The organism is Lewinella sp. JB7 (assembly GCF_024297185.1).
Classification (GTDB): Bacteria; Bacteroidota; Bacteroidia; order Chitinophagales; family Saprospiraceae; genus Neolewinella.
Map to the genome: position 1 here is coordinate 342930 of NZ_JANCTD010000001.1, position 26218 is coordinate 369147.

Genomic DNA, 26218 nt, shown 5'->3' on the forward strand with positions numbered 1-26218 from the left:
GCGTTAACGGGACTTTAGGGCGGCGGCGCGCGGGCGCGGCGTCGGTCGGTAGAAGAGCAACGGTTCGTGGCACTCAGTCGAAGCGGCGCAGGTCGTACTTGAAGCTGAGCAGGAAGTACTGTTGCAGGGCGTTGGTTTGCAGGTCCTCCGTATAGGTTTCGGTGACGTTGCGGGTCAGGGAGGTGTTCTGCCCAAGGATGTCGAAGGCGGAGAGGCTGAATTCGCCCCGGTCGTTCTCCATCACCTTCATGCCGATGCTGGCGTTCCAGAGCAGGTAATCCTGGTCGAAGCTTTCGTCCAGCCCCCGGTACAGCTGGTGGGTCAGGTCGGTACGGATCACGATGTTCGCGCCGGGAAGCCAGCTCAGGCGGGCGCGGCTTTTCTGCTGCAGGTAGTTGTTGTTGCTGGACACCTGCAGATCGTTGCGTACCCAGTTCATACTGCTGCGGGAGGAAAGGGTGAAGTCGACCCGTTCGCTGATGTTGCTGCTCAGGGTAAGGCCCAGACCGGTGGCCGTGGTGCGGGCATTGTTGAGTTGGTCGTCGATCAGGCCGGGGGCGTTGCGCAGATTGGCCGAAAGGTCGACGTTGAGGTTACTGCCCAGTGCTCCGACCGGGAAGCCGTAGGTCGTCAGCGCGCGCAGGGTCCAGTCGTTGTCCAGATTCACGGGGCGGGTCAGTTGCACGCCGCCGGCCGCTTCGGACAGGGTGGTGCTGTTGACGATCGCGTTGGCCGTGTAGCTGCCCCCGAGCAGGGCGAAAAAGACGCTGGAGCGTTCCGGGTCGGTCAGGTTATAGCGGGCCGTGAAGTTGTGGTCCGTGGCGGGGAGCAGGTCGGCGTTGCCCGTCGTGAGGAAGAGCGGATTGGAGTTGTCGATCACCTCCTGCAACTGCAGGATCGACGGCAGCTCCGTGCGGCTGCGGTAGTGGGCGGTCAGGTTGCCCGCATTGCCGGTCCGGTAGCGTAGGCGGAGCGTCGGCAGTACCGACCAGTAGCTGCGCTCGCCGGTCAGGCTGGCGTACTGTAGTCCGGCGGAGGCGCTGGCGTTCAGGCTTCCCTTCCGGTAGTTGATGCCCGTACCCACTTCCTGGGTGAAGTAGTCGTTGACGAACACGTTACTCAGGGTAGGATTCAGGACGGTGTACTCCTCACTGGTGGGGTCGAGGTCGTAGGTGAGCGTTTCGCTGTCTTCCCGGCGGTAACCGCTGGCGGCGGAAAAGAGCAGCATGGCGGAGCGGCTGAGGGGTTCGGTGTACCGGATGTTGACGCCCCCGTTCCACTGTCGCGTATCGAGCAGCGACTGCTGATCGAGTTGCTCGGTGGCGAGCGTATCCGCGGCCGAGGTGCCCGCGTACGTCAGGTAGCTGTTGCCCTCGTTCGGGCTGATGCCGCCGCTGAGGTTGACGGAAAGGGTACGGCCCCGGGTGGCGAAGCGGTGGCGCCAAAGGAGGTTATTGGAAAAATTGAGGGCCGTGAGGTCGGCGGTGTAGTCGCTTTGGTTGTCATTCAGCAACTGACCGCCCTCCAGGGTTTGTCCGAAGATGCTTTCCGTGCCGGTATTGCCCTGCCAGCTCAGGCGGGGACGGTAGATGAAGGAGTTGCGTTCGTCGAGGGTATACTCCAGTTTTCCGGTGAAACGGTGATTCGTGTTAACGCTGGTAGTTATTCCTTCCTCCAGGTAGGTCTCCCGCAGCCCCTCCGCGTCGAAGAACTGTCGGCTGATGTCGCTTTCGGTGTAGCTGTCCGCGCGGTTGAAAAAGTAGCTGCCCGTGGCCTCCAGTTTGTCGCTCCACGTATTGGAGTAGTTGATGCCGACGGCGTCGGACGCTACGATCCCCGCCTGGTCGCTGACGAGAAAGTCGCCGGCCGAATTACCGCCGGGGCCACCTTCTCCGCTCCCGCGTTGCCCGCCGCCTCTGCCGCCGCCGCCCGGTCCCCGCCGTCCGCCGCCGCTTGAAGCCGAACTGGTGACGCCGAGAAGGTCTTCCGAGGAGAAGTTTTGCTTGCTCACGTTGTTGGAAAGTCCCACCACGGAGATGCGGCGGTCGTCGTCGAACCAGTTGAGGTTGCCGCCCACGGAGTAGCGATCGTCGGTGCCGTAGCCGGCGTACCCGCTGCCGAACTCACCGTTGCGCATGGAGGGGCGGGTGATGATGTTTACCGTTTTGGTGGTCTCTCCGTCGTCGAAACCGGTGAACTGGGCCTGGTCGCTCTGCTGGTCGAACACTTCGATGCGCTGGATCACCTCCGCCGGCAGGTTGCGCAGGGCGGCCGTGGGGTCGTTGCCGAAGAAGGGGCGGCCATCCACGAGCACGCGCGCGACGTCCTCGCCCTGGGCCTGCACCTTACCGTCGGTAATCGTGATCGTAGGCATCTTCTCGATGAGGTCCTCGGCCGTGGCGTCCGGCATGGTCTTGTAAGCGTCGGCGTTGAACTCGGTCGTATCGCCGCGCTGGCGGACGGGCACGACGGATTCAGTGACCTCCACCTCTCCGAGCTCGATGCCGGCTATGAGCTTCAGGGCGGGCAATTGGAGGTCGCTATCCGCTACCGTAAGGGGCCGTTCCGCGGTTTGGTAGCCGAGAAAGCTGACGGTGAGGAGATAGCTGCCGGGAGTAAGCGCGGTAAGCACGAAATCACCGCTGGCATCCGTAGTGGTTTGGCGGGCCGGAGCTTCCGCACCGCTTGGAACCAGGCTGACGTACGCGCCGGGCAGCGGCAGGGTCTCACCGGCATCCACGACCCGGCCGCGGACGGTCTGGCTCAGCACGACGCCTGGGAGCCCGATAATCATAAGTAGGAGTAGGGTGATTCGCATAGGGAATATGTAGCGACGGCCTTCAGCCGTCACGCTGTTAGTTTAGCGACGGCCATTAACTGTCCGGCTGTTGGTTACGGTTATCCATAAAGACCGACGGCCCTCAACCATCACGCTACCTGGGTATGCCAGGCCACGTGACGGCTAAAGGCCGTCGGTACGGGTGATCGATTAGCTCCGGTCCTTGCCGCCCCTGCGGTCGCCTCTCTTACCTTCACCGCGACGGTTCTCCCGGTCGGCTTCGAGGGCTTCGAGTTTGACCAGTTGCTCGTCGTTGAGCACGGACTTCAGTTCCTCCCGGCGCGCTTCGTTGGCTTTCTCCACGATGTCACGCATGGCCGAGCGCTCGTCGCCGATTTCCTCACGGGCGCCTTTCACGGTTTCGGCGAACTGTAGGTTGATCGTCTGCACGCGTTCGGCCTGTTCGGGGGTGAGCTCGAGCACCTTGGTGAGGCGTTCGGTCTGCTGTTCGGCCTGGGCTACGGGGTCGTGGTTGCCGCCGCGCTGCGCGCTTACGGTGCCGACGGCCAGCACGAAGAGGAGGGAGAATAAGAATGCTTTCGTAGTTTTCATCTTGATTTGGTTTTGATGATGATTGGATAAGCGGGCGTTCCCGCGGTTTGTGATACAAAAGTGCCGCCGCCGCCCACCGTCCGCAATTCTTTTCAACCAACGGGCCGTTTTCATCAATGAACGGGCCGGATCGGGCTTTAATCCCCGCCGCCCACGGGCGACCTTTGCCGTATGGAAAGATTGAAGTTCTCACGGATTGCCGTGCAGGCGCTGGCCTGGGTCGGTTTGTGGGTGATCGTCTTTAGTGTACTGGGCGGCGGCGGCTTCGATACCTCCTTTCGCTTTTTCCGCCGGTTGGGGCCCTTACTGATCGCCATTGCCGCCCTGGTGATCGTAAACGGAGCGGTCCTGCTGCCCCGGCTGTACTTCACCGGCCGGCGGGGCTGGTACGTAGTCGCCGGAATCGCCGTCTTGCTGGCGGCCACCTTTCTGCTCCAGTACGGCTCGGTACCCGACCGATCCTTCCCCCTCAACCTGGGGCGTGGCGCGCGTCCGCGCGGACTCGGCATGGCCACCCTCCGGTTCTTTCTGCCCCTGGCCACGGCATTTCTGGGGTCTACCCTGATCGAGGTCATGCGGTACGCCGGCTACCGGGAGAAGCAGGCGGTACAGGCCCAGCGGGAACAGCTGGCTACGGAACTGAAATTTCTGAAATCCCAGGTCAATCCCCACTTCCTCTTCAACAGCCTCAACAACATCTATACCCTCACGCTGCTGCACGACGAGAAAGCTCCCGAAAGCCTCCTACGCCTGTCCGGGATGCTGCGGTACATGCTCTACGATTCCGAAACGGAAGTCGTACCGCTGGGACGGGAGATCGAGTACATCCGCAACTACATCGCCTTGTTACAGCTGAAGGACAGTCGGGGCCTCAACGTGACGGCCGAGCTGGACGATAGCCGCCCCGACCTGCCCATCGCGCCCCTGCTACTGATTCCCTTCGTGGAGAACGCCTTCAAACATAGCCGCATCGAGGACCTCGACCGGGGGTTCATCCACATCACGCTGACCACCCGCGCCCGGGGGATTGCGTTCACGGTAACCAACAGCCTACCGGCCGTGCAATCCTCCTCCGGCGACCGGGTGGGTGGGATCGGACTGGATAACGTCCGTAAGCGACTGGAACTGCTGTACCCCGACCGCCACCAACTGAGCGTGGAACCCCAGGCGGAACAATTTCGCATCACCCTAAGTCTGGAACTGACGTGAGTACGATCAACTGCCTCCTGGTCGACGACGAAGAACTGGCCCGTCGCCTGGTCCGCTCCTACTGCGATCGCCTGCCCGATCTTCAGGTCGTGGGCGAAGCGACCAATCCGGTCGAGGCCCTCGCGCAGCTGCGAAAGCTCGACGTTGATCTTCTGTTCCTCGACATCCAGATGCCGGAGATGACCGGACTGGATTTCCTGCGTTCCCTCCGCCGCCCCCCCGCGGTGATTCTCACCACCGCCTACGCCAATTACGCGCTGGAGGGCTTCGAACTGGACGTGGTGGACTACTTGGTCAAGCCCTTCGGTTTCGATCGCTTCGTTCGTGCCGTGGGTAAGGCCAGAGACTATCGCTTTTCCGAATCCGTCGGCTCCGGCGCGCCGCCGCCCGCCGATGCCGCTTCCCCGGCCTTTCAGCTCGTGCGCTCCGACCGTAAGGTGTACCGCATCCCCCACGCCGACATTCTGTACATCGAAAGCATGCGGGAGTACGTGGCTTACCACACGCCGGCCGGCCGCACCCTGGCCCTGGGCTCCCTGAAACAACTGGAGGAAGAACTGCCGGACAATTTTTTGCGGGTGCATAAGTCCTTCATCGTGGCCCGGGATAAGGTGGAGGTGCTCGAGGGCAACACCCTGCACATCGGCACGGCGCGTATACCCGTGGGGGGCAGCTACCGCGAACACGTGCGCGAAGAACTGTTTAGCTGATATGAACTACTACATCCTGTTCTACGAAGCCGCCGATGGCTACGTGGAAAGACGCCAGCCCTACCGCGATACCCACCTGAATATGGCCCGCCGCGCCCGGGAAGAGGGAAGTTTGATCCTCGCCGGTGCCTACGAGCCGGCCGACGGGGCCGCCCTGGTATTCCGGGGAGAAAGCGCGGAAGTCGCCGAGTCCTTCGCCCGCCAGGACCCCTACGTGCAGAACGGACTGGTGACGCGCTGGTGGGTGAAGCAGTGGGACGTGGTGGTGGAGTAGGGGAGGATTGGGTGATTGGATGGGCTACCTTTGCGCTTCCTTAAAAAGAGAGCTATGTATATCATCCCCGCAATTGATTTGATCGACGGTAAGTGCGTACGCCTGACGCAGGGCGACTACGCCCGTAAGACCGTGTACAACGAGGACCCCCTGGCGGTGGCGCGGGAGTTCGAGGCGGCGGGGCTGGAACGCTTGCACGTGGTCGACCTGGACGGGGCGCGGGGCGGCGGGATCGTCAATCATAAGGTGCTGGAGCGGATTGCCGGAGGGACGAAGCTGAAGATCGACTGGGGCGGCGGGATGAAGAGCGACGAGGACCTGCGAATCGCCTTCGAGGCCGGCGCCCATCAGGTGACGGGGGGCACGATTGCCGTAAAGCAGCCGGAAGTTTTTCTCGGCTGGCTCGAACGCTTCGGCCCCGAACGGATCATTCTGGGGACCGACGTGCGGGGCGACAAGATCGCCGTGAGTGGCTGGGAGGAAGCTAGTGACCGGGAGCTGTTCGAGTTCCTGGCGGATTACGTCCGGCAGGGGGTCCGATACACCATCTGTACCGACGTAAGCAAGGACGGTCTGCTACAGGGAACGGCCCGTGAATTGTACGCCCGTATCCGACGCGAACAACCGGAGGTGAAGCTGATCGCCAGCGGCGGGGTGGCAACGACGGAGGATCTCGATGCCCTGGCGGCCCTGGACTGTTACGGCGTGATCGTAGGGAAGGCAATCTACGAGGGGCGCATTACGCTGGCGGAGCTGCGGAGGTACTAAAATTCTTGAAGGAATCGCGTTAAGACATATTATTTTTCGATTGACTGCCGTTTAGCAGCCAGTATTCCCTATTCACTCACCTAATTACTGGATCACTGGTGGCTGGTTATCTGGCCCCACATCCTTTCGTTCCATTGCGGCGCCGGTACATCAACGGTTCCTTACGTGTTCACCACTCTCCGTTGCTAGTGCTTCGTCGGGGGAGTGAAGTTGTTATGCCTGCCCGGTTATTATAATCCCAATGCACAACCTTCCCCTTTCCCTCCTCTGGCTATGCCTTGTCCTGTCCGCACCTACCGGGGCGCAGACCGTCGTGCTCTTCTACGACTGGGAGAATACGGACCCCAAAGTAGCGGCTATCGGGCCCAACGCCACGTCCATCGGTGCCAATGTGGTCACTAAGACGCGGGTGGACGGCAACACCAGGGGGCTTGCCGCGGGCGCGGGAGCCAACAAGGCGGACATCGTCATGCAGATTCCCAGCGTCGCGCAGTTCAACGTGTCGGGCATCGATATTTCCTTCGATTACCAGCGGGACGAGACGACGGCCACTATCTTCAAGCGGGGTAACTTCGTCATGGGAGAAAACGGCATGAACATCAAGTACCGGGTTACTCAAGCCGGAGGAGCTTGTTCGGCGGTAATAAGTTCTCCGAACTTTACCATCCCGAACGATGACGTATACCGCAATTACCGCTTCACCTACGACGTCACCTCGGGGGCGGGCACCCTCTACCAAAACAGTACGGTCCTGTGGTCCAATACCGGAACCGAAACGCCGGGGCAGGAGCTCTGCTGGACCGGCGACAACGAGATCGTCATCGGAACCCTGATGGACGGCAGCGGAACCGGTAACGCCCTGATGGACAATCTACTGCTGCAGGAGCCCGCCTCCGGAAGCGGGTTGCCCATCGAACTGACGCACTTCGCCGCTACACCACAAGCCGGCCGCGTGCAGCTCTCCTGGACAACCGCGACCGAGACGGATAATGACTTTTTCGTGGTAGAGCGTTCGGGCAACGGTACTCACTGGGAATCAATCGCCCGGATCGCGGGGGCGGGCACTTCGACGGCAACGACGCGGTATGTCCACACGGACCACCACCCCCTGGCCGGAACCTCTTTCTACCGGATCAAGCAAGTTGACCTCGGGCAAACGTTCAGCTACTCCCCAATCGAGACGATCGAGGGGGGGGAACACCCTTGCCGTTGCCCCGGCCGCCTACCCCAACCCGACGAACGGCGTATTCCGGGTTCACGTACCGGAAACCACGGCGCTGCCCCGGATCTTCAATCCCGTCGGCCAGCCCGTATCCGGCAGCAATCGGATAAGCTCCGTCTCCTCCCGGCAGTACCGGGTGGATCTGACCGGGCTACCGGGTGGCCTGTACCGCATTCAGACCGGGACGGGCGTGGTGTCCGTACTCAAACGGTAGTCGCCGCAGCCGGTTGGTCGACTACCGGACGTCGACTATTCCGCGAAGGTGGTAGATGAAAGTGGATGGGACGGCACCGGGAAAGGAAGTTTGTTGCGACTCTTCTTTTTCACTAAGCCGATCAACCGATGGTCACCTCTAGCATACGCCTGCGAAACCGCCGGCGCTTCACCGGGACGATTTTGCTGACCGTAGCCGCGGGCCTACTGGTCCACCAGCTCGCCACCCGGATGCCCCGGCAGTTCGAGCGCTACGTAGGGCCGGAGCTCTACCTAGACCCCGCCGTCTGGGACACCTTCACGCTCATCTCACTCTACGGTACGTTACTAATTGCTGGAGCCGGACTCTTGCTCCGCACGAAGTGGAGTATATCCGTACTCGCCATCTTCGTCGTTTCTGTGCTCGAGGATGCGCTGGTGATACTTCTGGGATGGGCGACTTTTCCCCTGACCACCGTGGCTGCCATCCTCGTTGCCGGATGTACCCTGTTGTCCATCGCGCACTTGCGCCGAAGCTGGTCCGCTCACCCGGACCGACAGCGGAAGATCGTCACCGGCGTGCTCATCGGCCTGCCCCTCAACCTGTTTTTGCTCTGGTTGCTGGGCTAGGTAACGCACGTCAGGCTTGCGCCACGGACTGCGTATCACCCGGTAGCAGGGGGCGGCAGATGTCACGTAGGTAAGGATGGCCGGACTCGGTCACTTCCACCCGGAAGGGCGAGCGCCGCACGACGGCATCGACGGCCATCGCGTTCCACTGATCGACCGCGTGCGCGAGCGCGGGGCAGCGGCGGGATTCATCCTTCCAGTCGGTAAAGCCCCGACACAACAGGTTCTGGGTATGTTGGCGGGTGATTTGTTCGTCGCGGTTCAGGGTATGCCCCCGCGAAAGCGGCAGGTCTTTCCGTACCAGCACGCCATACTGATAGGCGGATACTTCGCGCTCGTTCTGCACGTAAGCATCCGGGCAGTCGCCGATGGAGGTGCTTCCGAGGGAAAGGTTGACCGTGCAATCGGCGGTCGTATACCCGGTAGGGGTATGGTGCAACAGGCCCTGCTGCTGTGCCCGCAAGAGCTCGTCCTGGGCGTGCACAAAGTGATCCAGACCGATGTCCCGGTAGCCGGCATCCTCCAGCATGCGCCGTGCCGTGGTGCAGGGTTCCGGCCCGGAGCTGACCAGCGAACACTCCCGGGATAGCGTGAGCTGCTCGGGTCGAAGCGCGAGCGCGTGCGTAAGCGTTCGTTTGACGGCGTACGTCGATCCGGTCGGCGTATTTCCCAGGTCGAAGCCGATGGACCGGTAGCCAAGATCGCGGACCGTGGCCACGGTCCGATCCAGGGAATTGTCCGGGGGTTGGTCGACTTCCAGGGTCAGGCCATCGAAACCGCGCTCCGCAAGCACGGCGAGTGAGGAGTGCCGGAGATCTTTACAACGGGATGCAACCACGAACGCGGAAGAAGCCACGGAATCTACCTCGGCCAGCAGTCCGTCCAGCAGGCGCATCAGGGAATCCGGGGGCCAGGCGGTGGGCGCTCCGCCGAGGTAGAGTTGTCGCAGGCGGGGCCGCCGGAGCAGCGCGTTACGGTAAATAGCAAACTCCCCCAGGAGGGCATCGATGTATGTTTCTTCGCAGCGGGGCAGGTTGACGTACAAATTGATCTCCGGCCGGCGGGCGAGGCTCCGGTTGAGCGCGTCCAACCACTGCCGCACGGACGGTGGTCCAGGCTCCCAGACGGAATAGTCAGGATAGCCGCCGTAATGGGGAAGTGGCCGGTCGTATGTCGTGGAAGAGCGCAAAGGAATCTTGAGTTTCCGTAAAGGTCTCCCGCACTACCGGATACCGGACTGATCGTGATCAACCGGGCAGTTGATACGTATCATCGACGGTGGCCGGCCAGCGCCAGTTCCGTACGGCGGGCAGGTCGCTGCCATAAGTGCGAATGTGGCGGTAGTGCTGGGCCAGCCGCTCCTGCATGGCGAGGTCCAGGTCCGTGCCGGCGGGCGTCGGGTCGATGCGGCGCAGGACGGCCCGGACCAGGTTGAAGCGGTCGATCTTGTTGAGCACCGCCACGTCGAAGTAGGTGGTGATGGTCCCCTCTTCGTGGTATCCGTGCACGTGCAGGTTGGCGTGGTTGGTGCGGCGATAAAGCAGTCGGTGGATTAACCACGGGTATCCGTGAAAATTGAAGATGATGGGTTTGTCGGTCGTGAAGTAGGCATCGAATTCTTCGTCGGATAGGCCGTGGGGATGCGCGGAGGCGGACTGTAATTTCATCAGGTCGACCACGTTGACCACCCGTACCCGTAGCTCGGGGAGCTCTTGCCGCAGGATACTCACCGCCGCCAGGGTTTCCAGGGTGGGCACGTCGCCGCAGCAGGCCATGACCACGTCGGGTTCGGTGGCGGCGGCGGTGCCGGCCCATTCCCAGACGCCGATTCCCCGCGCGCAGTGATCGGCGGCTTCGTTCATGGATAGCCACTGGGGAGCCTGGTACTTACCGGCGATCACCACGTTCACGTAGTTTTTACTGCGCTGGCAGTGGTCCCAAACGCTCAGCAGGCAGTTGGCATCCGGGGGCAGATACACCCGCACGACGGAGGCCTTTTTGTTCACGACATGGTCGATGAAGCCGGGATCCTGGTGAGTGAAGCCGTTGTGGGCCTGCTGCCATACGTGAGAAGAGAGCAGGTAGTTCAGGGATGCAATCGGCCTGCGCCACCGCAGCCCGGAAGCTACGTCCAACCACTTGGCGTGCTGATTGAACATGGAATCGACGACGTGTATGAAGGCCTCGTAGCTATTGAACAGCCCGTGTCGGCCGGTAAGCAAGTACCCCTCTAACCATCCCTGGCACTGGTGCTCGCTCAGCATCTCGACGACCCGACCGCTGGGGGCCAGGTGTTCATCTTCGGGCAATACGGGAAGCATCCACTGACGGTCGGTCGCCTCGAATACCTTCCCCAGTCGGTTGGAAAGGGTCTCGTCCGGGCCGAAAATCCGGAAGTTGCGATTATCGTTGTTTTCCCGCACGATGTCCCGGATGAAGGCACCGAGTACGTTGGTGTCCGCCGCCCGCACCGCCCCGGGTGCCGGAACGTCGATGCCGTACGCCCGAAAATCGGGTAAGCGTAACGGCCGGAGCAGGCGACCTCCGTTCGCGTGGGGATTGGCTCCCATGCGGCGATCACCGGTGGGGGCCAGTTGGGCAATGTCCTCCCGCAACCTGCCCGTCCGATCGAATAATTCCTCCGGCCGGTAGCTGCGCAGCCAGGATTCGAGTTCGTGCAGGGAGTCGGGCTCGGAGGGTGTTACCTGTATGGGTACCTGGTGCGCCCGAAAGCTTCCCTCCACGCCGGCGGGGCCCGTCCACCCCTTCGGCGTCCGTAGAACAATGAGTGGCCAGCGGGGGCAGGTGGGTATGTGTTCGGCCCGGGCCCGTTGCTGGATGGAGCGAATATCGCCGATTGCCGCATCCAGTGACGTCGCCATCCGCTCGTGGAGGACGCTTGGATCATCGCCTTCCACGAAACGAACGTCGTAGCCGTAGCCGCTCAGCAGGTCCTGCAATTCGGAGCGCGGAATTCGGGCCAGGATACTGGGGTTAGCGATCTTATATCCGTTCAGGTGTAATACGGGCAGGACGGCCCCGTCGGTCGCGGGGTTTAGAAATTTGTTTCCGTGCCAGGAAGTGGCCAGTGGTCCGGTTTCGGCCTCCCCGTCACCGACCACGCAGGCGACGATCAGGTCGGGGTTATCGAAAGCGGCCCCGAAGGCGTGGCTGAGGGAGTACCCCAGTTCGCCCCCCTCATGGATGGAGCCCGGGCACTCCGGCGATACGTGGCTCGGAATGCCCCCGGGGTAGGAGTACTGGGTGAAGAGTTTCTTGAGCCCGGCCGCGTTCTGGCCGACTTCCGGATATACTTCCGAATAGGTACCCTCCAGATAGGTGCAGGCGACCATGGCCTGCCCTCCGTGGCCGGGTCCGGAAATATAGATCATGTTCAGATCTAGTTCCTTGATAATGCGGTTGAGGTGTACGTAGATGAAGGTTTGCCCCGGCACGGTACCCCAGTGACCGAGCAGCGGGTGCTTGATGTCCGGAAAGCGGAGGGGTTGCCGTAGGAGCGGATTATTGCGCAGGTACATTTGTCCGACGGACAAGTAATTGGCGGCGCGCCAGTAGGCATCCAGACGGTGCAGAAGGGTAGGGTCGAGGGACATGATACATGGTTTTGGGTGGGGGGAGCCGCGGCTAATCGGTTGCGCCGTCCTCCGCCGTAAGGATGAGAAGGGGAAGTCGGGCCCGCATCACCGCGGCGCTGGTATTGCTCTTGCTCAACAGGCGGTGCAGCCAGGGGCGGTCGGGTCGGTACATGACGACCAGCTGGCACTTCTGCTCGAAGGCGAAGGCGAAAATCGCACCGACCAGGTCCTCCGCGACGCGGTCCGTATAGTTGGTCTGAAAGCTTACTCCCGGCCGGTCGAAGACATCGCGCAGGAGCCCGAAATTGAAGTCCGTCTCCTCATCGTCTTCCCCACCGCGGATGTGCAGAAACTCGATTCGGGGATGAAAGGGGCGGAAAGTCCGCAGGATGCCGCCCGCCCGGAAAGCTCCTATATCGTTAAGGTCCGTCGCGAAGCAAATAGCATCGAGGGGGCGGTAGCTCGCATTCCGTGGCACGACCAACACCGGGCACGGGGCCCGATTAATCAGGTAAGAGGCGTTGGTTCCGAGAAAATCGTCCCAGCCACTGTCGCGGCCGGCGGTACCCATCACGATCAGCTGGTTGCCTTCTTCCGCGACGTGTTGGCGGATGGTGTGACGGAGGTCGCCGACGCGAATGAACGTCTGGACGTCGGGGGGCTGGGTGAGTCCCTCGACGGGGGAGACGCCCTGGCCAAAAAAGTCGGTCATACGATCGTGGGCCTCGGCCTGCAGGGTGGCCGTGAGGGTGTCCATAAAGGCATCGAAGGTGGGGTTGGCGGTAGTGGGGGGAATGACGTGCAGCAGTTCGATACGGGCGTCGAGAACGTCGGCGAGTCGAAGCGCGTACCGGAACGCATTCGTGGCAACCTGTGAAAAGTCGGTGGGTACGAGAATCGAAGTGATGGTCTTCATAGCGGGCGTTGACTTGAGTGCCCTAAAATTGCCCGCCTTACCGCTCACGTGCATTGACGGTGGTCATCCCCCGGCCTGATTTTCGACAACTCCATTCGATCGTAGGGCCGCGGACATAACCGACTGACGTGAGTCAGAACCAGAAATGATTTTCATCAACGGCTGGGAAGAGACATTCCCCGAATTTCGGTGCAGGTTAAAATTCCTCCGCCATGAACAAGATCCTCGTCCCCGTAGACTTTTCCACGTCTTCCGCCGCCGCGCTGCGCTTCGCTACTTACTTATCCTCCGTCACGAACCTGCAGCTCGTGGTTATTCACGTCTTCGATTCCCTCATCGGCAGCAACCGCCCGGAAACTCCGACGGAGCGCGCGGCGGTCCGGGCGGCCCTCCGGGAGGAACTGGAGCGGTTTACCACCCGCCATGCCGCACGGTACCTGGCCACCCGCCCGGTCGAGATGCGCCTCGCCGAGGGGGTTCCGCCCGTGTACATCAAGTGGCGTAGCCAGGATGCGGACGTCGCCTTCATCGTGATGGGAGGAATCGGGACCGGCATCGGCGGCCAGCTCGACCTTTTCGGAGGCATCGCCCAACAGGTGTCTCAGGGTGGCGGGTGCCCGGTAATTATCATCCCCGACGATTTCAGTGACGACATGATGCGCAATACCGCGGGGCTCCTCCGGGGGGTGGGACAGGAACACGCACCGGCCTGAACCGAAACTACGGCCACGCACGCACGAGGGTAACCAGTCCGATCCCCAGGATCAGCAGGAGGGCGATGCGCCGGAATGCCGTCTGGGTGATCCCGCGGAGTACCCACTTGCCGAGCCAGGTTCCCAGCAGGCCGATCACGAATAAGTAGGGCAGGTAGATCCAGGCCGTGGCTCCGATAAATCCATTTTGGTAATAGACCACGGTCCGCGTAGCATCAATGGCCAGGTCAATGGCGGCCGAAGTGGCGATGAATCTGCTCTTCTCCAGGTCGAAGGCGGCCATGGTAACGCCGCGGATCGCGCCCCCCGACCCCAGCAGGCCGGCCGTGAAACCGGAAATGGCTCCCCCCACCATGGCCGGACGCGGGTGGGGGGCCACCTTCAGTCGGGTAAGCAGAAAGAGCAGGCTGAAACCGACGAGAAAAATTCCCAACAACATCTCCAGCCACGCCCCGGTCAGGACCCGGGTGAGCAAGCCTCCGACGATGACGAACGCCACGGAAGGGATACCGATGTAGAGGATCAAGCCCCGATCCATACCCTTACGGAATAGCGCGATTTTACTCACGTTGCTGGCAAGGTGAAAGACGGCGGTCAGCCCGAGCACGGTCTGAAAATCAAAGTAGAAGTTAGCCAGCGGAACGAAAAAGACCGACGAACCGAAGCCCCCCACGGTCCCAATAATCTCGGCAACCAGCGCGAGAACCAAAAACCAGACGGAAAGCTGCATGGGGAATTTTCCGGCAAAGGTGGTCGCCCCCCGCATGGGGCAAACTGACGCAAATCACCCGCCCCCCTGACATCGCGCAGCATCCGGGGGAAATCCGGCCGCGACATTTGTCACATACCAAAACGGCCCGTCATGCGCATTATCGTCCCAATCGATTTTTCCCCTACTTCTGCCCTCGCCCTGCGCCAGGCCGTTGAGCTCGCCGAGGCAGCCGGATACGGCCTCCACGTGGTACACGTCTACGACGGCTTCACCAACGATGGTGCCCTCATCGAACTTAAGGGCCGCCCCGAATCGGAGATCAAAGCCCGTCGGAAGCTCAATGAATTCCTGCGGGTCAACCTCGTGGTACCTACGCCGAGTCACGGACGGGGGGAGGCAAACCTTCCGGACTTCCGGGACAGCGTAATCCTCGGTGATCCTGGCCGGATAATCAATGACCTTTCAAAGGCGCCCGACACGGCACTGGTCATTATGGGCGGCGTAGGATCGGGGGTCGGTCCCGGGCGACCGGTGCTCTTCGGCAGCGTGGCCCGGGCGGTGGCGCTGGGCAGCCACTGTCCGGTATGGCTGGTCCCGAAGGGCTATGCTCCCCAACCCATCGACCGGGCCGCTCTGGCGTTCGACAGTGTAGAAGACCTGCGGCAAATCGATCACGGTTTCGCGGCGTGGCGGCAACACCTCGACCCCGCCATCAACTTCGTGCACGTCGTTCACGACGACGAGATGCTGGAGGCGCGGCAGCAAATGGACCTGCTGAACCACATTATGAAGGCGGATTTTCCCGGCTACCCCGTCGACCTGGACCTCATCCCCCCCGGCAAACTCGCGCAACGACTCGAGGAGTACCTGGCCGAGCGGACCATCGACTTACTCGTCATGGGGCGCAGTCACCGGTCCGCTATGGAACGCCTGTTCTCCGCCCCCTCGGCTAAGCCTATGCTCAGCCGCATCACCATCCCCTTCCTGATCATCCCCCTGACCACCCCTGCCAACTAATCCATCCCATGCGACACTTACTCGTCCCCACCGATTTCAGCCAGTCCGCGACCAACGCCATGCAGTACGCGGCAATTCTTGCCCGGGAGTTCGACGCTTCGGTCACCCTGGCCTACATCCACTCCCTGCCCATGGATCCAATGCGGATCGGTGAGGTAAGCGCCGAGCTCTACCGCGACGGGGAGGCCCAGATCAATGACGCCGCCACGGACCTGCGGGAACGGGGCCTGCGGGTCGAAGTGCGGGTGGAGTTGGGTACCCCGACCGCCCGCCTCAAGAGCATCATTCAAAATTCCGACGTCGATTTCGTCGTCATGGGCTGCCAGGGAGAACACTACATCCCCGCGAAGTTCTTCGGCAGCACCACCACGGCTCTCATGGATGAGGTCTCGGTACCCATCCTGGCCGTTCCCAATGACTTTGCTCCCGCGTTCCCGCAAAAGATCGTTTGGGCAACGGATGCCGTACCCGTGCGAACCACGGAAACGCTTTTTCCGCTTTTTGACCTGGTGGACCGGGCTACGACCGAACTGAACGTGTACCACTACCGGGGCAGGAAGGCCGCCGAATTCCCCGAAAAGCGGATCAAGGAGCTGCTGCAGGACGTCCGCTACGACCTCTTTACCCAGGCCAATGACGGCGCCACCGTCGAGCAGGCTATCCGGGGGTTCATCCGTACGATTAAGGCGGACCTGCTGGTGCTGGTCCACCGCGATTCCCGCTGGCTAAGTCGGGTGCTGATGTCTTCCAACACCCGACAGGCCGTATGGACCTCTCCCGTACCCGTCCTGATTCTGCAGGAACAACTCTCCTTCGCCCACTAATCCAGACCCATCATGACGTTCCTTCTCCGCGCCCTCACCTTTCTTATGTTCGTCAGCCTCATTCCCGGACCGGGAAGCAGTTGTACCGAAGATCAACGCATCGACTTTAGCTCCCTCGAGCGGCAACTGATGATCGTCTGGATCGCTACCGACTGGCACGACGCCTCGGTCCAAATGGCCTACAACGCACTGGCCCAGCAAAGCTGGCGGCAGCTCCGGGAAAAGTACGTGAGCCTGCCGCTGACCGGGCAGGAGCGGGATATGGTACGCATGTTCGACCTGTGGATGGCGGGACTCAGTACGTCGCTTGACAACGCCCAGGTCCAGAACACGATCATGCACCTGCAACAATTGCGTCACGCCCTGCACGACCTGCGCCCGCAGTACGGGGTCAACCACCCGGCGGACGTGCTCTACGATTTCTATTACCAGTGGGAGTGGGTAGAGGAAATCAGTCACGATCAACTAATGTGCCTGGTGGAATGGAACGAGTTCCGCGACGCCTACCACCGCGCCGCCCGGCAGTGGCAGGCCTTTCTGCCGCCGGCCATGGCCTACCGTGACCACCTTTTCCCCGGGCTCGCCACCGCCACCGCCCAGGCCGAAAACGCGCGGGTGGAGATGAACGTCGCCCTGGCGGAGTTCGAACAGTTGCTGCAACAGGCCGACCATTCACTCATGGCGGCTCCGAGTAAGGACGTGCACGATCAGTTCTTTTACTACCTGGCCGTCCTGACCGATTATCCCTTCACCGCTCCGGCGATCTAATGCAAACGTCATGAAAAATATCATCGTTCCCGTCGACTTTTCCGACACTTCCGCCGCCGCCGTCCGCTTCGGGACTTATCTGGCCGAGGTGATGGATCTGAATCTACGCATTGTCCACGTCTTCGACACTATGATCAGTACCTCACAGACCATTTCGTCGAGGGCGCGTGCGCAGGAGCAAACCAGACTGGCCAACCGCCTAGAGGAATTCGCCCGCCACCATGTCGAACCCGTACTCGCTACCTTCCAGGGCCGGCTGAACACCCTGCCGGCCATCCGGACGGCGGCGGTGGAAGGCACGGCGGCGCAAACCATACTGTGGCAGAGTACGGACGACGACACCGCCCTGATTGTTATGGGCGGCGTAGGTGCCGGGGCGGGCCTGCACCCACCCGGCATATTCGGGGAAGTGGCCCGGCACGTGGCCCAGCGGGGCGGTTGCCCGGTACTGCTCATCCCTAAAGATTACGGCTACCCGACGGTCGCCAAGTTGGCCATTGCCTTTGATGACGCGGATGACATCCGGCAGATGGGAAGCTTCGCCCGCCGAATGATCCAGGCCCTGCATCCGGAAGTGCATTTCGTCCACGTACGCAAACCCGATGCCCGGGAGGAGAGCCGCAACCGGGCCGCCTTCCGGGAACTGGCGCACGGACCGGACTTTCCGACTTACGTATACCACTTCGATGCGCTGCCGGACGGCAAGGTCGAGGAGAGTTTGTTGACCTACGTAGTCGAAAAGGATATTGATCTATTAGTACTGGGAGGTGAGCGGCGCGGTTTCTTCGACCGTCTCTTCGAGGCCAGCCACCTGAAGCCGCTGCTCCGGCGCTGTGCCGTCCCTTTGCTCGTTATCCCCTTCCCGGATTAAACGGAGGCTCCCCGGATCGGCCGGGCGGTCACGTCTTGCGGGCTCAGGATAAGGAGGGGAACGATGGAGTGTAAGACGGCCTCACGGGTATTGCTGCCGCCGAAGGTGCGCTGAAGCCAGGGTTTGCGGGGGCGGGTCATCACGATCAGGTCGCAGCCTCGTTTGGTGGCGAAGTCGAGGATGCTCCGGGAAATGTCGTCGGCGGTCAGATGTGTGAAGGTCACGCGTTGTGCCAGATCGCTCCCCCGGAACAGCTTGCGTAGAACGTCGAAGCTGTAGCCAACGTCCGGGGTGTTTTTATCCTGGACGTGTACAAAGTGGATGACCGGCCCGAAGGTGGCAAACACCCGAAATAGATTGTCGGCCCAGAGCGTACCCGTATCCTGTAGGTCGGTGGCGTAGCACAGCGCGCGCGGGGGATGGTAGGCCCACTTCCGGTGAACGACGAGCACGGGGCAGGGGGCGTGGTGAATGAGGCTGGAAGCATTCGTGCCCGTCAGGTCACGCCACCAGCCACTGCTCCCGTCGGTTCCCGCCACGATGAGGTGGTTATCTTCCCGGTTCACGTGCTGGCGAACGGTCGTGTTCAGATCGCCCTCCCGGATGAAGGCATCCACGCTGGGAATACCCCGTAACTCAGGGGAAGCCCGGCGCAAACCTTCCCGCTGAAATTCGTTCATGCGGGTGCGGGCCTTTTCCCGCATCAGGGTGCTCACGGCTCCGGTGAAGGTGCCGTAGCCGGGGTTGTCGACGTTCGGGGGGACGACGTGCAGCAGTTGGAGTTCCGCCCGCAGTTCCTCCGCCAGCCGCAGGGCGTAGACGTAAGCGTTGCGTGCGGCCGGACTGAAATCAACGGGCACGAGGATTGATCGGATGAAGTTCATGGCAGCTAGGATTCGGCAATTACAAAGGTATTTCCGGACCTACCCCCGGCCGGATGACGGGAATCATCCGGCCGGGTGATCTGGAACACCCCAACGACGCCCGGCCGGGATGAACTTTGAATCAAACAAAACGCCTCGGCCATGTCTCACATCCTTATTCCTACCGACTTCAGCATCCCTTCCCACAATGCTTACCGCTACGGACTGCACCTGGCCAAAGAGTTGGATCTGGACGTGGTACTGGTGCACTACTATAGTGGCTCCATCGATCCCCGCACCAGTCTGTACATCGGGGGCGATGGCAGCATTCAGGGAAGCTTTGAGGAAAGGCTCCGGCAGTTCGCCTACCCCAGCGGGGACGGTTCGCGTTACCCCCTGGTCGAACCGCCGAGCGGCGTGAACCTGAGCTTCGAAACCGACGTAAGCCTTACCCCGGCTACCGCCATCATCCGGCGGGCGGCCAGGGCCGACATCACCATGGTCGTCATGGCTCCCCGGAGTGGGAAGGCCATACTGGGAAAATGGCTGGGCAGTACCGCCACCACCGTAAGCGAAGCCTGCGATAAGCCCGTCTTCATCGTACCTCCCCACATGCGGTACCGGCCCTTTCGCCGTCTTGTCGTTGCCAATAACCACGCCACCGCCGATCCCTACCCGCTATGGCAGCTCTCGGAGTTGGCCGAGCATTTCGGGAGCAAGGTGGACTTCGTGCACGTGCAGCATGCCGGCGAAGATCGGCGGTTCGTTCCCTGGCAACTGATGGAACAACTCGTCGAAAGCGATGACGGCGCCCACTTTCCCTTCGAGGTGTCTACGGTGCAGGGGCGGGACCTCAGCCAGGGTCTGCTGGATTATGCGGATAACATCAGCGCCGACCTCATCGTGATCGTGAACCGTACCCGCACGCGGTGGCGCGCCTTTCTGCAGGCAACCCTCACTCAGGATCTCGCCCTCCGTTCGCGCATCCCCGTGCTGGTGCTTCATACAGCCAACGACGAACGCAACACTACCGCCTTCGAGTCGTACCGGGAAAGCGAAGAAGTATGAACCGCCTCCAACATCCCTGCCGCCTGGTGAGCATTCTCCTGCCGCTCGCATTCCTGATGCTCTCCTGTAGCGACGAACAACAGCTACTCGGCGTGCAGGCGGAACGGCAGTACGTCGACCTCCTGTACCACCTCCACGCGGGGGACGAAAGCGGAAGCGTCGCGGCGGTTCGGGACCTGGAGGTTACGTTGCGACAACTCCGCCGCCGCGGCTACCGTCCGCTGGCCACCGAAGAGTTCGATCGGATGCTGTACCACGTGGACCGGGCGGAGTGCGCTTTCGAAGATGCCCGCAACAGCATTGAGGACGGTGACCTATCCCTGGCGGAAGTACAGCTTGACCGGGCGGTTTACGAACTTTCCGTCGGTGACGCCGCCGTCTTCAACGAGCTCTACGTAGGCAGCATTTACGATTTCGTAGCCCTCTGGCTCGAGGTGGATCACCTCCTTACGCGTGCCGAAGACGCCACCTACTGGGACGAACTTATCGGTTGCGGCCTGGACGCCCGGGCGGCCTGGCAGATTGCCCGTCGCACGGACCCCTCCCCGTATATCTACCCCGACCTCGTCGCGGATCCCGGGGAGTTCCAGGCAGCCCGGGAACGACTTACGGATCAGCTGCAGGCCTTTCGCCAAGCGGTGAAATCGCGGGACCGCCGGCTGGTCGAAGGTCGGGCCCGACAAGTAAATGAGGCATTCTGGGATCTTCTGCGGTTGTTCGGAACGGCCACGAGCGAACTAGCGGGCTAGTAGCCCCCTCAGACCAGCAAGGAGTGCAGGGCATCCCGCTCCTCTACCCATACCTTCCTCCCCTCTACCCTTACCATCCCGTCGCGCTTGAATTCGGATAATGCCCGGGTGACGCTTTCCTTCGTCGTGCCCACCATCTGGGCCAGCTCTTCACGGGACAGGTCGATCGGTTCGCTGCCGTACTGCTGGGCCAGATCACACAGGATCAGCGCCGTACGCCGGCGGACGCTGTCGTAGGCCTGATGCACGAGCCGTTCACTGAAATCCACGACGCGCCGGGCGAGCGTCCGCATCAGGGCCTCGGTGACGAAGCGGTCGGTGTTCAGAAGTTGCAGGAGATTGGCAATGGGCAGGCGCTGACAGGTGACCCGTTCGCTGGATACTCTGGCGGTATAGTGGTACGGACTGCGTTCCAGGGCACTGGTTACCCCAAATATTTCCCCCTCGCCTACTTCGGCGATGATGTAATTTCGACCGTACTCGTGCGTACGGCTGAGGTGGACGTGGCCCGCCGTGATCCGGTAGATGTGGTGGGGATATTCCCCCTCCCGGACCATGGTCGCTCCCTGGTCGAATTCCTTACGCTGCCCTTCTTCCTCGAAGCACCGCAACAGTCTGGCGTTTCCCCGATCGGGGTCGCTGAGGTGGAGGGGAGGGGAAGCATCGGCCGGTTTCCGTTGACGGGTGGCGGCTTTCTTCAGCCGGGTACGGACCACCTGGAGCAACTCGTCCTTGTAGAAGGGTTTGGTGATGTAATCGTCGGCACCGAGGTTCATGCCCCGGCGGATGTCCTCCGATTCGGTCCGCGCGGTGATGAAAATGAAGGGGATGCCCGCGGTCCTTTCGTTCTCGGACAGCAGATTCAGCACGCCGAAGCCATCGAGTTGGGGCATCATAACATCACAGAGGACGAGGTCGGGCAGGTGCTCGATGGCGGCCCGGGCTCCGTCGAGGCCATCGGCCGCGGCGATAACCCTGAATCCGTAGAGTTCGAGGATCTCGGACAGGTTCTCGCGCACTTCCTGGTTATCTTCAATAACGAGCAGGGTTTCAGTCCGTGGTGCCATGATCGGGTTGTATGGGTAGTCGGAGGGTGAAGGTGGAGCCGGTGCCCAGTTCGCTCGTAAACTCGAGTTCACCGTGCAACAACTTGGTGTAATGGCTGACGATGTTGAGGCCGAGCCCGGAACCTTTGATGTTCTCGACGTTGCGCGCCCGGAAGAAGCGGTCAAAGAGATAGGCCTGATCTTCTTCGGGTATGCCGATGCCGTAATCGCGGACGCTGATGGAGACGCGATCCGCTTCGCCGCTGACCCCCACCTCGATCCGGCCGTCGCCCGGCGAGTACTTGGCGGCATTCGAAATAAGGTTGATGAGGGCGTGGCGCAACAGCTTCGGGTCGGTGACGATATTATCCGGAGCCCGGTCTACCCGCAGGCTGATTTCCTGCCCCTCACTAAACTGGCCCTCGCTGCTCTCGATACTGCTGGACAGAATGGACCGCAGGTTTACCGTCTGTGGGCGGAAGGGGACTTCTCCCTGTTCGAGCTGAGAGAGGGAAAGGAAATCATTCAGGATCTCGATCAGCTGGCCCACGGCATCCTTGATGCGGTGGATGTGGCGCTCCCGTTTGGGTTGCTGCGCGGAATCGCGGTAGAGCTCGATGAGTTCGATGGAACTGAGTACGGTACTCAGGGGAGTCTTGAACTCGTGGCTGGCCATACTTAGAAAGCGGCTCTTCAACTCGTTGAGTTCCCGTTCCTTACCCAGGGCCAGCCGCAGGTCCTCCTCCCGTCGGCGGAGTTCGGCGGTACGCTCCCGGACCTTGTCTTCCAGATTCCTGTTCAGGTCCTCGACCCGCTTCTGCGCCAACTTGAAACTGCTCAGGTCGTGCAGCATTCCGGTATAGAGGATTCCGCTGTCCAGTCTGACCTCGCTGACGGCCAGGCGCAGGGGGAACTCCCGGCCATCCTTGCACCGCCCCGTCACCTCCCGACCGATGCCGATGATGTGGGGAACGTGGGTACGTTGGTAGCGTTCGAGGTACTCATCGTGGTGGGTACGGTCGTACTCGGCCATGAGGATGTTGACCTTCTGACCGCGCAATTCATCGGGAGTATAGCCGAACAGTTCGCCGGCGGCCCGGTTGACGTTCTCGATCACCCCGTATTTATTCATGGTGATGATACCGTCGGTCGCCATTTCGAAGAGTGCCTTCAGGCGGAGGCTTTCGTCCTGGCTTAGTCGGTCGTTCGTCATAGTTTCGGGTGTAGGCGGGCTGCTTCGGGGGAGTAAAATACGGAAAAAGGGCGGCCTGCCGGTACACCCGGCAGCCGCCCGCTAAACCCCAAAGAAAGATTGTCGGGGACCTCTCACATCCCCGGGATCTACGCCACCTTATCCGTTGTTACGGTCGGGCGGGGCAGGTCGATGACTTTGGTGGTAGGCTGAGTTTTAGAAATCGGTTCATAGCGAATGCCCAATATGGCACTCAGGAAAATGGGGAAAGCAATAGCCGTTATGAAGTGAAGTCCACTAAATTCTCCGATCAGCACGAAGGCCATCATTAGATAAAACCGGATGACGATCTGATCGATCGATATAGCGTAGAAGCGCATAGCGTGGGCGATTTGGTGACAGACCAAAGTTCGTCGCGCAAACGTGGTTGAACATTGATCGACGTCATCGTTCGGCATGATCCGTGTCACCGGGCTTGTCCTTCCCCCCGACTGCCTACCTTTGGCCGCCATGAATTCCCCCCTCGAAATTACCCATCCCGGCGGAGCCCTGCGGGGCAGCATCGAACTCACCGGCTCCAAGTCCATTGCCAACCGGGCACTGCTGATTCGGGCCCTCACCCCGGGCGGCTTCCCCATTCATCGCATGGCCGCGGCCGACGACACGGTGCGGCTGCAGCGGCTGCTGGAATCCGACGACGATACCCTGGACTGCGGACCGGCCGGTACCACTTACCGCTTCCTCACCGGTTACCTCTGCCGCCGCCGGGGCACGCAGCTGCTCACGGGAAGCGAACGGATGAAGGAACGGCCCATCGGTATTCTCGTGGATGCCCTGCGCGCGCTAGGGGCCGATATCGAATACGCCGGTAAGGAGGGCTATCCCCCCCTGCGCATCGGATACAGCGCCCTGGATAAAAGCGATCGCATCAGCATCGCCGCCGATACGAGCAGTCAGTACATCTCCAGCTTGCTGATGCTGGCACCCACGCTGCCTACCGGCCTGAAACTGACCCTGGAGGGGGAAATCGTCAGTATGCCCTACATCCGGATGACCCTGGGGCTCATGTCCTACTTCGGGATTCACCACCACTGGGAGGGGCAGACCATCATCATTAATCCCCAGACCTACCAGTCCCGCGAATTTACCGTGGAAGCCGACTGGTCCGCCGCCAGCTACTATTACAGTCTGGCCGCCCTGGCCGGGGAAGCAGATCTACGGATCGGGGGGCTCTTCCGGGAAAGCCTGCAGGGGGATGCCGTGGTAAGTCGGCTCTACGAAGACTTCGGGGTGGAAACGCACTACGACGAGGCCGGTATCCACATGACCAAGGCCAGGGGCACCGCCGCCCCGGCCCTCTTCGAGCACGATTTCGTGGAGTGCCCCGACATTGCTCAGACGCTGATGGCCACCTGTGCCGGACTGGGGGTGCAGGGGCTGTACTCCGGTCTGCAGACTCTTTTCATCAAGGAAACCGACCGGGTGAAGGCCATGAAGGCGGAACTCGGAAAGCTGGGCGTGTCCTTGTACAAAATTCCCGCCCGGATGGCCGGCAAGACCGGCGTACAGTACTTCGCCCAGGAGGGGGAAGCCTCCTTCGCAGGCGGTACCCCCACCTTCGCGACCTACCACGACCACCGCATGGCCATGGCGCTGGCCCCCCTCGCCCTCCTGCACCCCGTGCGCATCGAAGACCCGCAGGTGGTGGAGAAGAGCTACCCCGCTTTCTACGACGACCTTGGCTCGCTGGGTTTCCGCACGGCGGGGGAATAAGAAGATACCGGAATGGCACGCAAAACCGGCGAAACGAGAACCACGCTTGAGCTGGACGGCCTGTCCGTTCCGGTGCGCATCATCACGGAACGGGGACGGCGTTCGACCATCGCTTCCGTGCGCCAGCGAGCGCTCTACATCCGCTTGCCCCACGGCCTGTCCGCGAGTTCCCGCGACCGACGGATCGCCGAAATGACCGAGTGGGCCCGGCGAACCGCCCGGGAAAAACCCGAAGCTTTCCGGCACTTCGCGGTGCCTCCGGCGGCCGATGCCTATCGCTTCGACTTCCGGGGAACCAGCTACCGGATCGAGGTCAGGACCGACGACCGGAGCGTGCACCGGATCGAGCGTACCGGGGAGGCTTGCTTACGGGTTCTACTTAGCTCCCGCGTTTCCCGCCCGAACCCTACCCAGGTAATTCCGAAGTTGCTGGCAAAATACTATGCCGGACAGTGCCTGCCCCTGATCGCCGAACGCGTGCGTCAACTCAACGATCAGCACTTCCGGCGCACCGTCCGGCGGGTCAGGCTGAGCGACACCTACACCCGCTGGGGCTCGTGCTCCCACGTAGGTAACATCAATCTAGCCACCCGTCTCCTGCTGGCGCCTACGGCCGTGCTCGACGCCGTCATCATCCACGAACTGGCCCACCTGGTGGAGCAGAACCACTCCCCCCGCTTCTGGGCGGAAGTGGCGCGCGCCCTGCCGGAATACCGGGTTTACGACGAGTGGCTGAAAGAACACGGCCCCGCCCTGCGTTTCCATCCCGTTGCCATCCGCTAATTTTGTCCCATGCGTCCACTTCTCTACGGCCTTTTGGCCCTGTTTTTATCCAGTTGCATCTCCCCCAAAAAGGCCGCCGAGCGCTACGAGCCACGAATCGATAGCCTGGCTACTCTGGTGGAGGTACGGAACGACACCATCCAGCGGCTTAGCCTGGCGCTCGAACGCAGCCGCGGCGGTAACGATATGCTGCTCGAAACCCAGAACCGCCTGCAGGACCGCCTGCTGGCCCAGGACGACGAGATCGAGCGCCTGCAACGAAGCCTCAGCTCCACTAGTAGCGATATGAGCGGACAGATCGAAGACCTACGACAGCGCCTCCTCGGCCGTCAGCGCACCCTGGATTCTCTCATCAACGCTCAGGCCCTGGCCGTCGGGCAGTACGCCGACGGACTACGCCGCGCCGCCAACCGTCTGAGCGATTCGCTGGAAACGAAACTGCCCCCTACGGACTTCGAGGTAAGCGAAGCTCCCGGGGAGGTTATCCTCAGCATCCAGGAGATGGTCCTGTTCCGGCCACGGTCGGTAGGGTACCTGGCCAACGGCAACGAAGTCGTACTCAAACTGGTGACCGAAACCCTGCAGCAGAACCCCCTGCTCAAATTGCGGATCGTAGGGCACACCGATAATCAACCCAACCCCCTGCGGGGTACCGACAACTGGAAGTACGGCGCCCTGCGCGCCACCAAGCTGGCCGACGAACTGGCCACCACCTACTACGTTAGCCCCAACCGGATCGTCGCCGCCAGCCAGGGGGAATACGGACCGAGCCGCAGCAACGCCACCGAGGAGGGGCGCACCCGCAACCGGCGCATCGACTTCGTCTTTACCAGCAACGTCGGCAACTTGCTCCGGGAACTGGAGAAGCTCACCCAAATTGGGGAGCAGTAAACAGTTTGCTAACTTTTGTTTTATATTTCGCAATAAGTTG

26 protein-coding genes are annotated in these 26218 nt (G+C 61.6%); 16 read left to right on the top strand and 10 right to left on the bottom strand.

From position 1 onward, the window contains the following. Positions 1-73 precede the first annotated feature (73 nt). On the bottom strand, positions 74-2818 hold the full coding sequence (locus tag NMA52_RS01325) for a TonB-dependent receptor (protein WP_254825823.1): 2745 nt from the start codon (positions 2816-2818) through the stop codon (positions 74-76). Positions 2819-2989: 171 nt separating this feature from the next. Beyond that, positions 2990-3391, bottom strand: coding sequence for a Spy/CpxP family protein refolding chaperone (locus NMA52_RS01330; protein ID WP_254825824.1), 402 nt, complete (start codon positions 3389-3391; stop codon positions 2990-2992). A 171-nt stretch (positions 3392-3562) separates the two neighbouring features. Here NMA52_RS01330 and NMA52_RS01335 point away from each other — a divergent pair, with 171 nt between their 5' ends. The 6 genes from NMA52_RS01335 to NMA52_RS01360 all read left to right on the top strand — a co-directional run bounded on the left by NMA52_RS01335 (position 3563) and on the right by NMA52_RS01360 (position 8396). Beyond that, positions 3563-4600 (top strand): sensor histidine kinase, encoded by a 1038-nt coding sequence (locus NMA52_RS01335; RefSeq protein ID WP_254825825.1) that lies wholly within the window; start codon positions 3563-3565, stop codon positions 4598-4600. Then, complete coding sequence (locus tag NMA52_RS01340) at positions 4597-5310, top strand: response regulator (RefSeq protein ID WP_254825826.1); 714 nt, start codon at positions 4597-4599, stop codon at positions 5308-5310. The genes NMA52_RS01335 and NMA52_RS01340 overlap by 4 nt, the downstream gene beginning before the upstream one ends. A 1-nt stretch (position 5311) precedes the next feature. After that, positions 5312-5584: a YciI-like protein gene (locus NMA52_RS01345; RefSeq protein WP_254825827.1), complete on the top strand. Its 273-nt coding sequence runs from the start codon at positions 5312-5314 to the stop codon at positions 5582-5584. Between the two features lie 54 nt (positions 5585-5638). Then, positions 5639-6352, top strand: coding sequence for a 1-(5-phosphoribosyl)-5-[(5-phosphoribosylamino)methylideneamino]imidazole-4-carboxamide isomerase (gene hisA / locus NMA52_RS01350; protein ID WP_254825828.1), 714 nt, complete (start codon positions 5639-5641; stop codon positions 6350-6352). 1085 nt (positions 6353-7437) lie between these two features. Then, entirely contained in the window at positions 7438-7788 is a 351-nt protein-coding gene (locus NMA52_RS19025; RefSeq protein ID WP_371930934.1) for a T9SS type A sorting domain-containing protein, read from the top strand. A gap of 128 nt (positions 7789-7916) precedes the next feature. Beyond that, positions 7917-8396: a hypothetical protein gene (locus tag NMA52_RS01360; protein ID WP_254825830.1), complete on the top strand. Its 480-nt coding sequence runs from the start codon at positions 7917-7919 to the stop codon at positions 8394-8396. Positions 8397-8406: 10 nt separating this feature from the next. On the opposite strand, the gene NMA52_RS01365 is transcribed toward NMA52_RS01360, so the two are convergent. Genes NMA52_RS01365 through NMA52_RS01375 form a run of 3 tightly spaced genes read right to left on the bottom strand, consistent with a single transcriptional unit; the run spans position 8407 to position 12908 of the window. Continuing rightward, a complete protein-coding gene (locus NMA52_RS01365; protein WP_254825831.1) occupies positions 8407-9585 on the bottom strand; it encodes a hypothetical protein in 1179 nt (392 codons plus the stop codon). A gap of 58 nt (positions 9586-9643) precedes the next feature. Then, a complete protein-coding gene (locus NMA52_RS01370; protein ID WP_254825832.1) occupies positions 9644-12010 on the bottom strand; it encodes a phosphoketolase in 2367 nt (788 codons plus the stop codon). Positions 12011-12041: 31 nt separating this feature from the next. After that, complete coding sequence (locus NMA52_RS01375; RefSeq protein WP_254825833.1) at positions 12042-12908, bottom strand: universal stress protein; 867 nt, start codon at positions 12906-12908, stop codon at positions 12042-12044. 212 nt (positions 12909-13120) lie between these two features. On the opposite strand from NMA52_RS01375, the gene NMA52_RS01380 reads away from it, so the two are divergent. Beyond that, entirely contained in the window at positions 13121-13621 is a 501-nt protein-coding gene (locus NMA52_RS01380; RefSeq protein WP_254825834.1) for a universal stress protein, read from the top strand. 7 nt (positions 13622-13628) lie between these two features. Here the strand turns inward: NMA52_RS01380 and NMA52_RS01385 are convergent, their stop codons facing one another. Continuing rightward, positions 13629-14351, bottom strand: a complete 723-nt coding sequence (locus tag NMA52_RS01385) for a sulfite exporter TauE/SafE family protein (protein WP_254825835.1) — start codon at positions 14349-14351, stop codon at positions 13629-13631. Between the two features lie 132 nt (positions 14352-14483). On the opposite strand from NMA52_RS01385, the gene NMA52_RS01390 reads away from it, so the two are divergent. From NMA52_RS01390 to NMA52_RS01405, 4 genes are read left to right on the top strand one after another with little or no spacing between them, the layout of a single operon-like run. Next, a complete protein-coding gene (locus NMA52_RS01390; protein ID WP_254825836.1) occupies positions 14484-15350 on the top strand; it encodes a universal stress protein in 867 nt (288 codons plus the stop codon). Positions 15351-15358: 8 nt separating this feature from the next. Then, entirely contained in the window at positions 15359-16174 is an 816-nt protein-coding gene (locus tag NMA52_RS01395) for a universal stress protein (RefSeq protein ID WP_254825837.1), read from the top strand. A gap of 12 nt (positions 16175-16186) precedes the next feature. Continuing rightward, the gene (locus tag NMA52_RS01400) at positions 16187-16942 is read left to right on the top strand and encodes a hypothetical protein (RefSeq protein ID WP_254825838.1); all 756 of its coding nucleotides are present in this window, start codon (positions 16187-16189) and stop codon (positions 16940-16942) included. A gap of 10 nt (positions 16943-16952) precedes the next feature. After that, entirely contained in the window at positions 16953-17813 is an 861-nt protein-coding gene (locus NMA52_RS01405; RefSeq protein WP_254825839.1) for a universal stress protein, read from the top strand. Here NMA52_RS01405 and NMA52_RS01410 read toward each other — a convergent pair. Then, positions 17810-18697 (bottom strand): universal stress protein, encoded by an 888-nt coding sequence (locus NMA52_RS01410; protein ID WP_254825840.1) that lies wholly within the window; start codon positions 18695-18697, stop codon positions 17810-17812. The two genes, NMA52_RS01405 and NMA52_RS01410, sit on opposite strands and share 4 nt — an antisense overlap. A 141-nt stretch (positions 18698-18838) precedes the next feature. On the opposite strand from NMA52_RS01410, the gene NMA52_RS01415 reads away from it, so the two are divergent. Both NMA52_RS01415 and NMA52_RS01420 read left to right on the top strand, forming a co-directional pair. Further along, on the top strand, positions 18839-19744 hold the full coding sequence (locus tag NMA52_RS01415; RefSeq protein WP_254825841.1) for a universal stress protein: 906 nt from the start codon (positions 18839-18841) through the stop codon (positions 19742-19744). Beyond that, the gene (locus NMA52_RS01420; protein WP_254825842.1) at positions 19741-20493 is read left to right on the top strand and encodes a hypothetical protein; all 753 of its coding nucleotides are present in this window, start codon (positions 19741-19743) and stop codon (positions 20491-20493) included. Before NMA52_RS01415 ends, NMA52_RS01420 begins: the two co-directional genes overlap by 4 nt. An 8-nt stretch (positions 20494-20501) precedes the next feature. On the opposite strand, the gene NMA52_RS01425 is transcribed toward NMA52_RS01420, so the two are convergent. The 3 genes from NMA52_RS01425 to NMA52_RS01435 form a co-directional block, all read right to left on the bottom strand. Then, the gene (locus NMA52_RS01425; RefSeq protein ID WP_254825843.1) at positions 20502-21560 is read right to left on the bottom strand and encodes a response regulator; all 1059 of its coding nucleotides are present in this window, start codon (positions 21558-21560) and stop codon (positions 20502-20504) included. After that, the gene (locus NMA52_RS01430; protein WP_254825844.1) at positions 21544-22752 is read right to left on the bottom strand and encodes a PAS domain-containing sensor histidine kinase; all 1209 of its coding nucleotides are present in this window, start codon (positions 22750-22752) and stop codon (positions 21544-21546) included. The genes NMA52_RS01425 and NMA52_RS01430 overlap by 17 nt, the downstream gene beginning before the upstream one ends. 128 nt (positions 22753-22880) lie before the next feature. Then, positions 22881-23111: a hypothetical protein gene (locus tag NMA52_RS01435; RefSeq protein WP_254825845.1), complete on the bottom strand. Its 231-nt coding sequence runs from the start codon at positions 23109-23111 to the stop codon at positions 22881-22883. 130 nt (positions 23112-23241) lie between these two features. Here NMA52_RS01435 and NMA52_RS01440 point away from each other — a divergent pair, with 130 nt between their 5' ends. From NMA52_RS01440 to NMA52_RS01450, 3 genes are read left to right on the top strand one after another with little or no spacing between them, the layout of a single operon-like run. Continuing rightward, the gene (locus tag NMA52_RS01440) at positions 23242-24504 is read left to right on the top strand and encodes a 3-phosphoshikimate 1-carboxyvinyltransferase (protein WP_254825846.1); all 1263 of its coding nucleotides are present in this window, start codon (positions 23242-23244) and stop codon (positions 24502-24504) included. Positions 24505-24516: 12 nt separating this feature from the next. Then, positions 24517-25287 carry a M48 family metallopeptidase gene (locus NMA52_RS01445; protein ID WP_254825847.1) on the top strand — a complete coding sequence of 257 codons (771 nt, stop codon included), beginning with the start codon at positions 24517-24519 and terminating at the stop codon, positions 25285-25287. Positions 25288-25296: 9 nt separating this feature from the next. Next, positions 25297-26178 (top strand): OmpA family protein, encoded by an 882-nt coding sequence (locus NMA52_RS01450; RefSeq protein WP_254825848.1) that lies wholly within the window; start codon positions 25297-25299, stop codon positions 26176-26178. The last annotated feature ends 40 nt before the right edge of the window (positions 26179-26218 follow it).

Coding starts and splice junctions, on each gene's coding strand:
- NMA52_RS01325 (WP_254825823.1), bottom strand. CDS start 2,818: ATGCGAATCACCCTACTCCTACTTATGATTATCGGGCTCCCAGGCGTC.
- NMA52_RS01330 (WP_254825824.1), bottom strand. CDS start 3,391: ATGAAAACTACGAAAGCATTCTTATTCTCCCTCCTCTTCGTGCTGGCC.
- NMA52_RS01335 (WP_254825825.1), top strand. CDS start 3,563: ATGGAAAGATTGAAGTTCTCACGGATTGCCGTGCAGGCGCTGGCCTGG.
- NMA52_RS01345 (WP_254825827.1), top strand. CDS start 5,312: ATGAACTACTACATCCTGTTCTACGAAGCCGCCGATGGCTACGTGGAA.
- hisA (WP_254825828.1), top strand. CDS start 5,639: ATGTATATCATCCCCGCAATTGATTTGATCGACGGTAAGTGCGTACGC.
- NMA52_RS19025 (WP_371930934.1), top strand. CDS start 7,438: ATGTCCACACGGACCACCACCCCCTGGCCGGAACCTCTTTCTACCGGA.
- NMA52_RS01360 (WP_254825830.1), top strand. CDS start 7,917: ATGGTCACCTCTAGCATACGCCTGCGAAACCGCCGGCGCTTCACCGGG.
- NMA52_RS01370 (WP_254825832.1), bottom strand. CDS start 12,010: ATGTCCCTCGACCCTACCCTTCTGCACCGTCTGGATGCCTACTGGCGC.
- NMA52_RS01375 (WP_254825833.1), bottom strand. CDS start 12,908: ATGAAGACCATCACTTCGATTCTCGTACCCACCGACTTTTCACAGGTT.
- NMA52_RS01380 (WP_254825834.1), top strand. CDS start 13,121: ATGAACAAGATCCTCGTCCCCGTAGACTTTTCCACGTCTTCCGCCGCC.
- NMA52_RS01385 (WP_254825835.1), bottom strand. CDS start 14,351: ATGCAGCTTTCCGTCTGGTTTTTGGTTCTCGCGCTGGTTGCCGAGATT.
- NMA52_RS01390 (WP_254825836.1), top strand. CDS start 14,484: ATGCGCATTATCGTCCCAATCGATTTTTCCCCTACTTCTGCCCTCGCC.
- NMA52_RS01395 (WP_254825837.1), top strand. CDS start 15,359: ATGCGACACTTACTCGTCCCCACCGATTTCAGCCAGTCCGCGACCAAC.
- NMA52_RS01400 (WP_254825838.1), top strand. CDS start 16,187: ATGACGTTCCTTCTCCGCGCCCTCACCTTTCTTATGTTCGTCAGCCTC.
- NMA52_RS01405 (WP_254825839.1), top strand. CDS start 16,953: ATGAAAAATATCATCGTTCCCGTCGACTTTTCCGACACTTCCGCCGCC.
- NMA52_RS01410 (WP_254825840.1), bottom strand. CDS start 18,697: ATGAACTTCATCCGATCAATCCTCGTGCCCGTTGATTTCAGTCCGGCC.
- NMA52_RS01415 (WP_254825841.1), top strand. CDS start 18,839: ATGTCTCACATCCTTATTCCTACCGACTTCAGCATCCCTTCCCACAAT.
- NMA52_RS01420 (WP_254825842.1), top strand. CDS start 19,741: ATGAACCGCCTCCAACATCCCTGCCGCCTGGTGAGCATTCTCCTGCCG.
- NMA52_RS01425 (WP_254825843.1), bottom strand. CDS start 21,560: ATGGCACCACGGACTGAAACCCTGCTCGTTATTGAAGATAACCAGGAA.
- NMA52_RS01430 (WP_254825844.1), bottom strand. CDS start 22,752: ATGACGAACGACCGACTAAGCCAGGACGAAAGCCTCCGCCTGAAGGCA.
- NMA52_RS01435 (WP_254825845.1), bottom strand. CDS start 23,111: ATGCGCTTCTACGCTATATCGATCGATCAGATCGTCATCCGGTTTTAT.
- NMA52_RS01440 (WP_254825846.1), top strand. CDS start 23,242: ATGAATTCCCCCCTCGAAATTACCCATCCCGGCGGAGCCCTGCGGGGC.
- NMA52_RS01445 (WP_254825847.1), top strand. CDS start 24,517: ATGGCACGCAAAACCGGCGAAACGAGAACCACGCTTGAGCTGGACGGC.
- NMA52_RS01450 (WP_254825848.1), top strand. CDS start 25,297: ATGCGTCCACTTCTCTACGGCCTTTTGGCCCTGTTTTTATCCAGTTGC.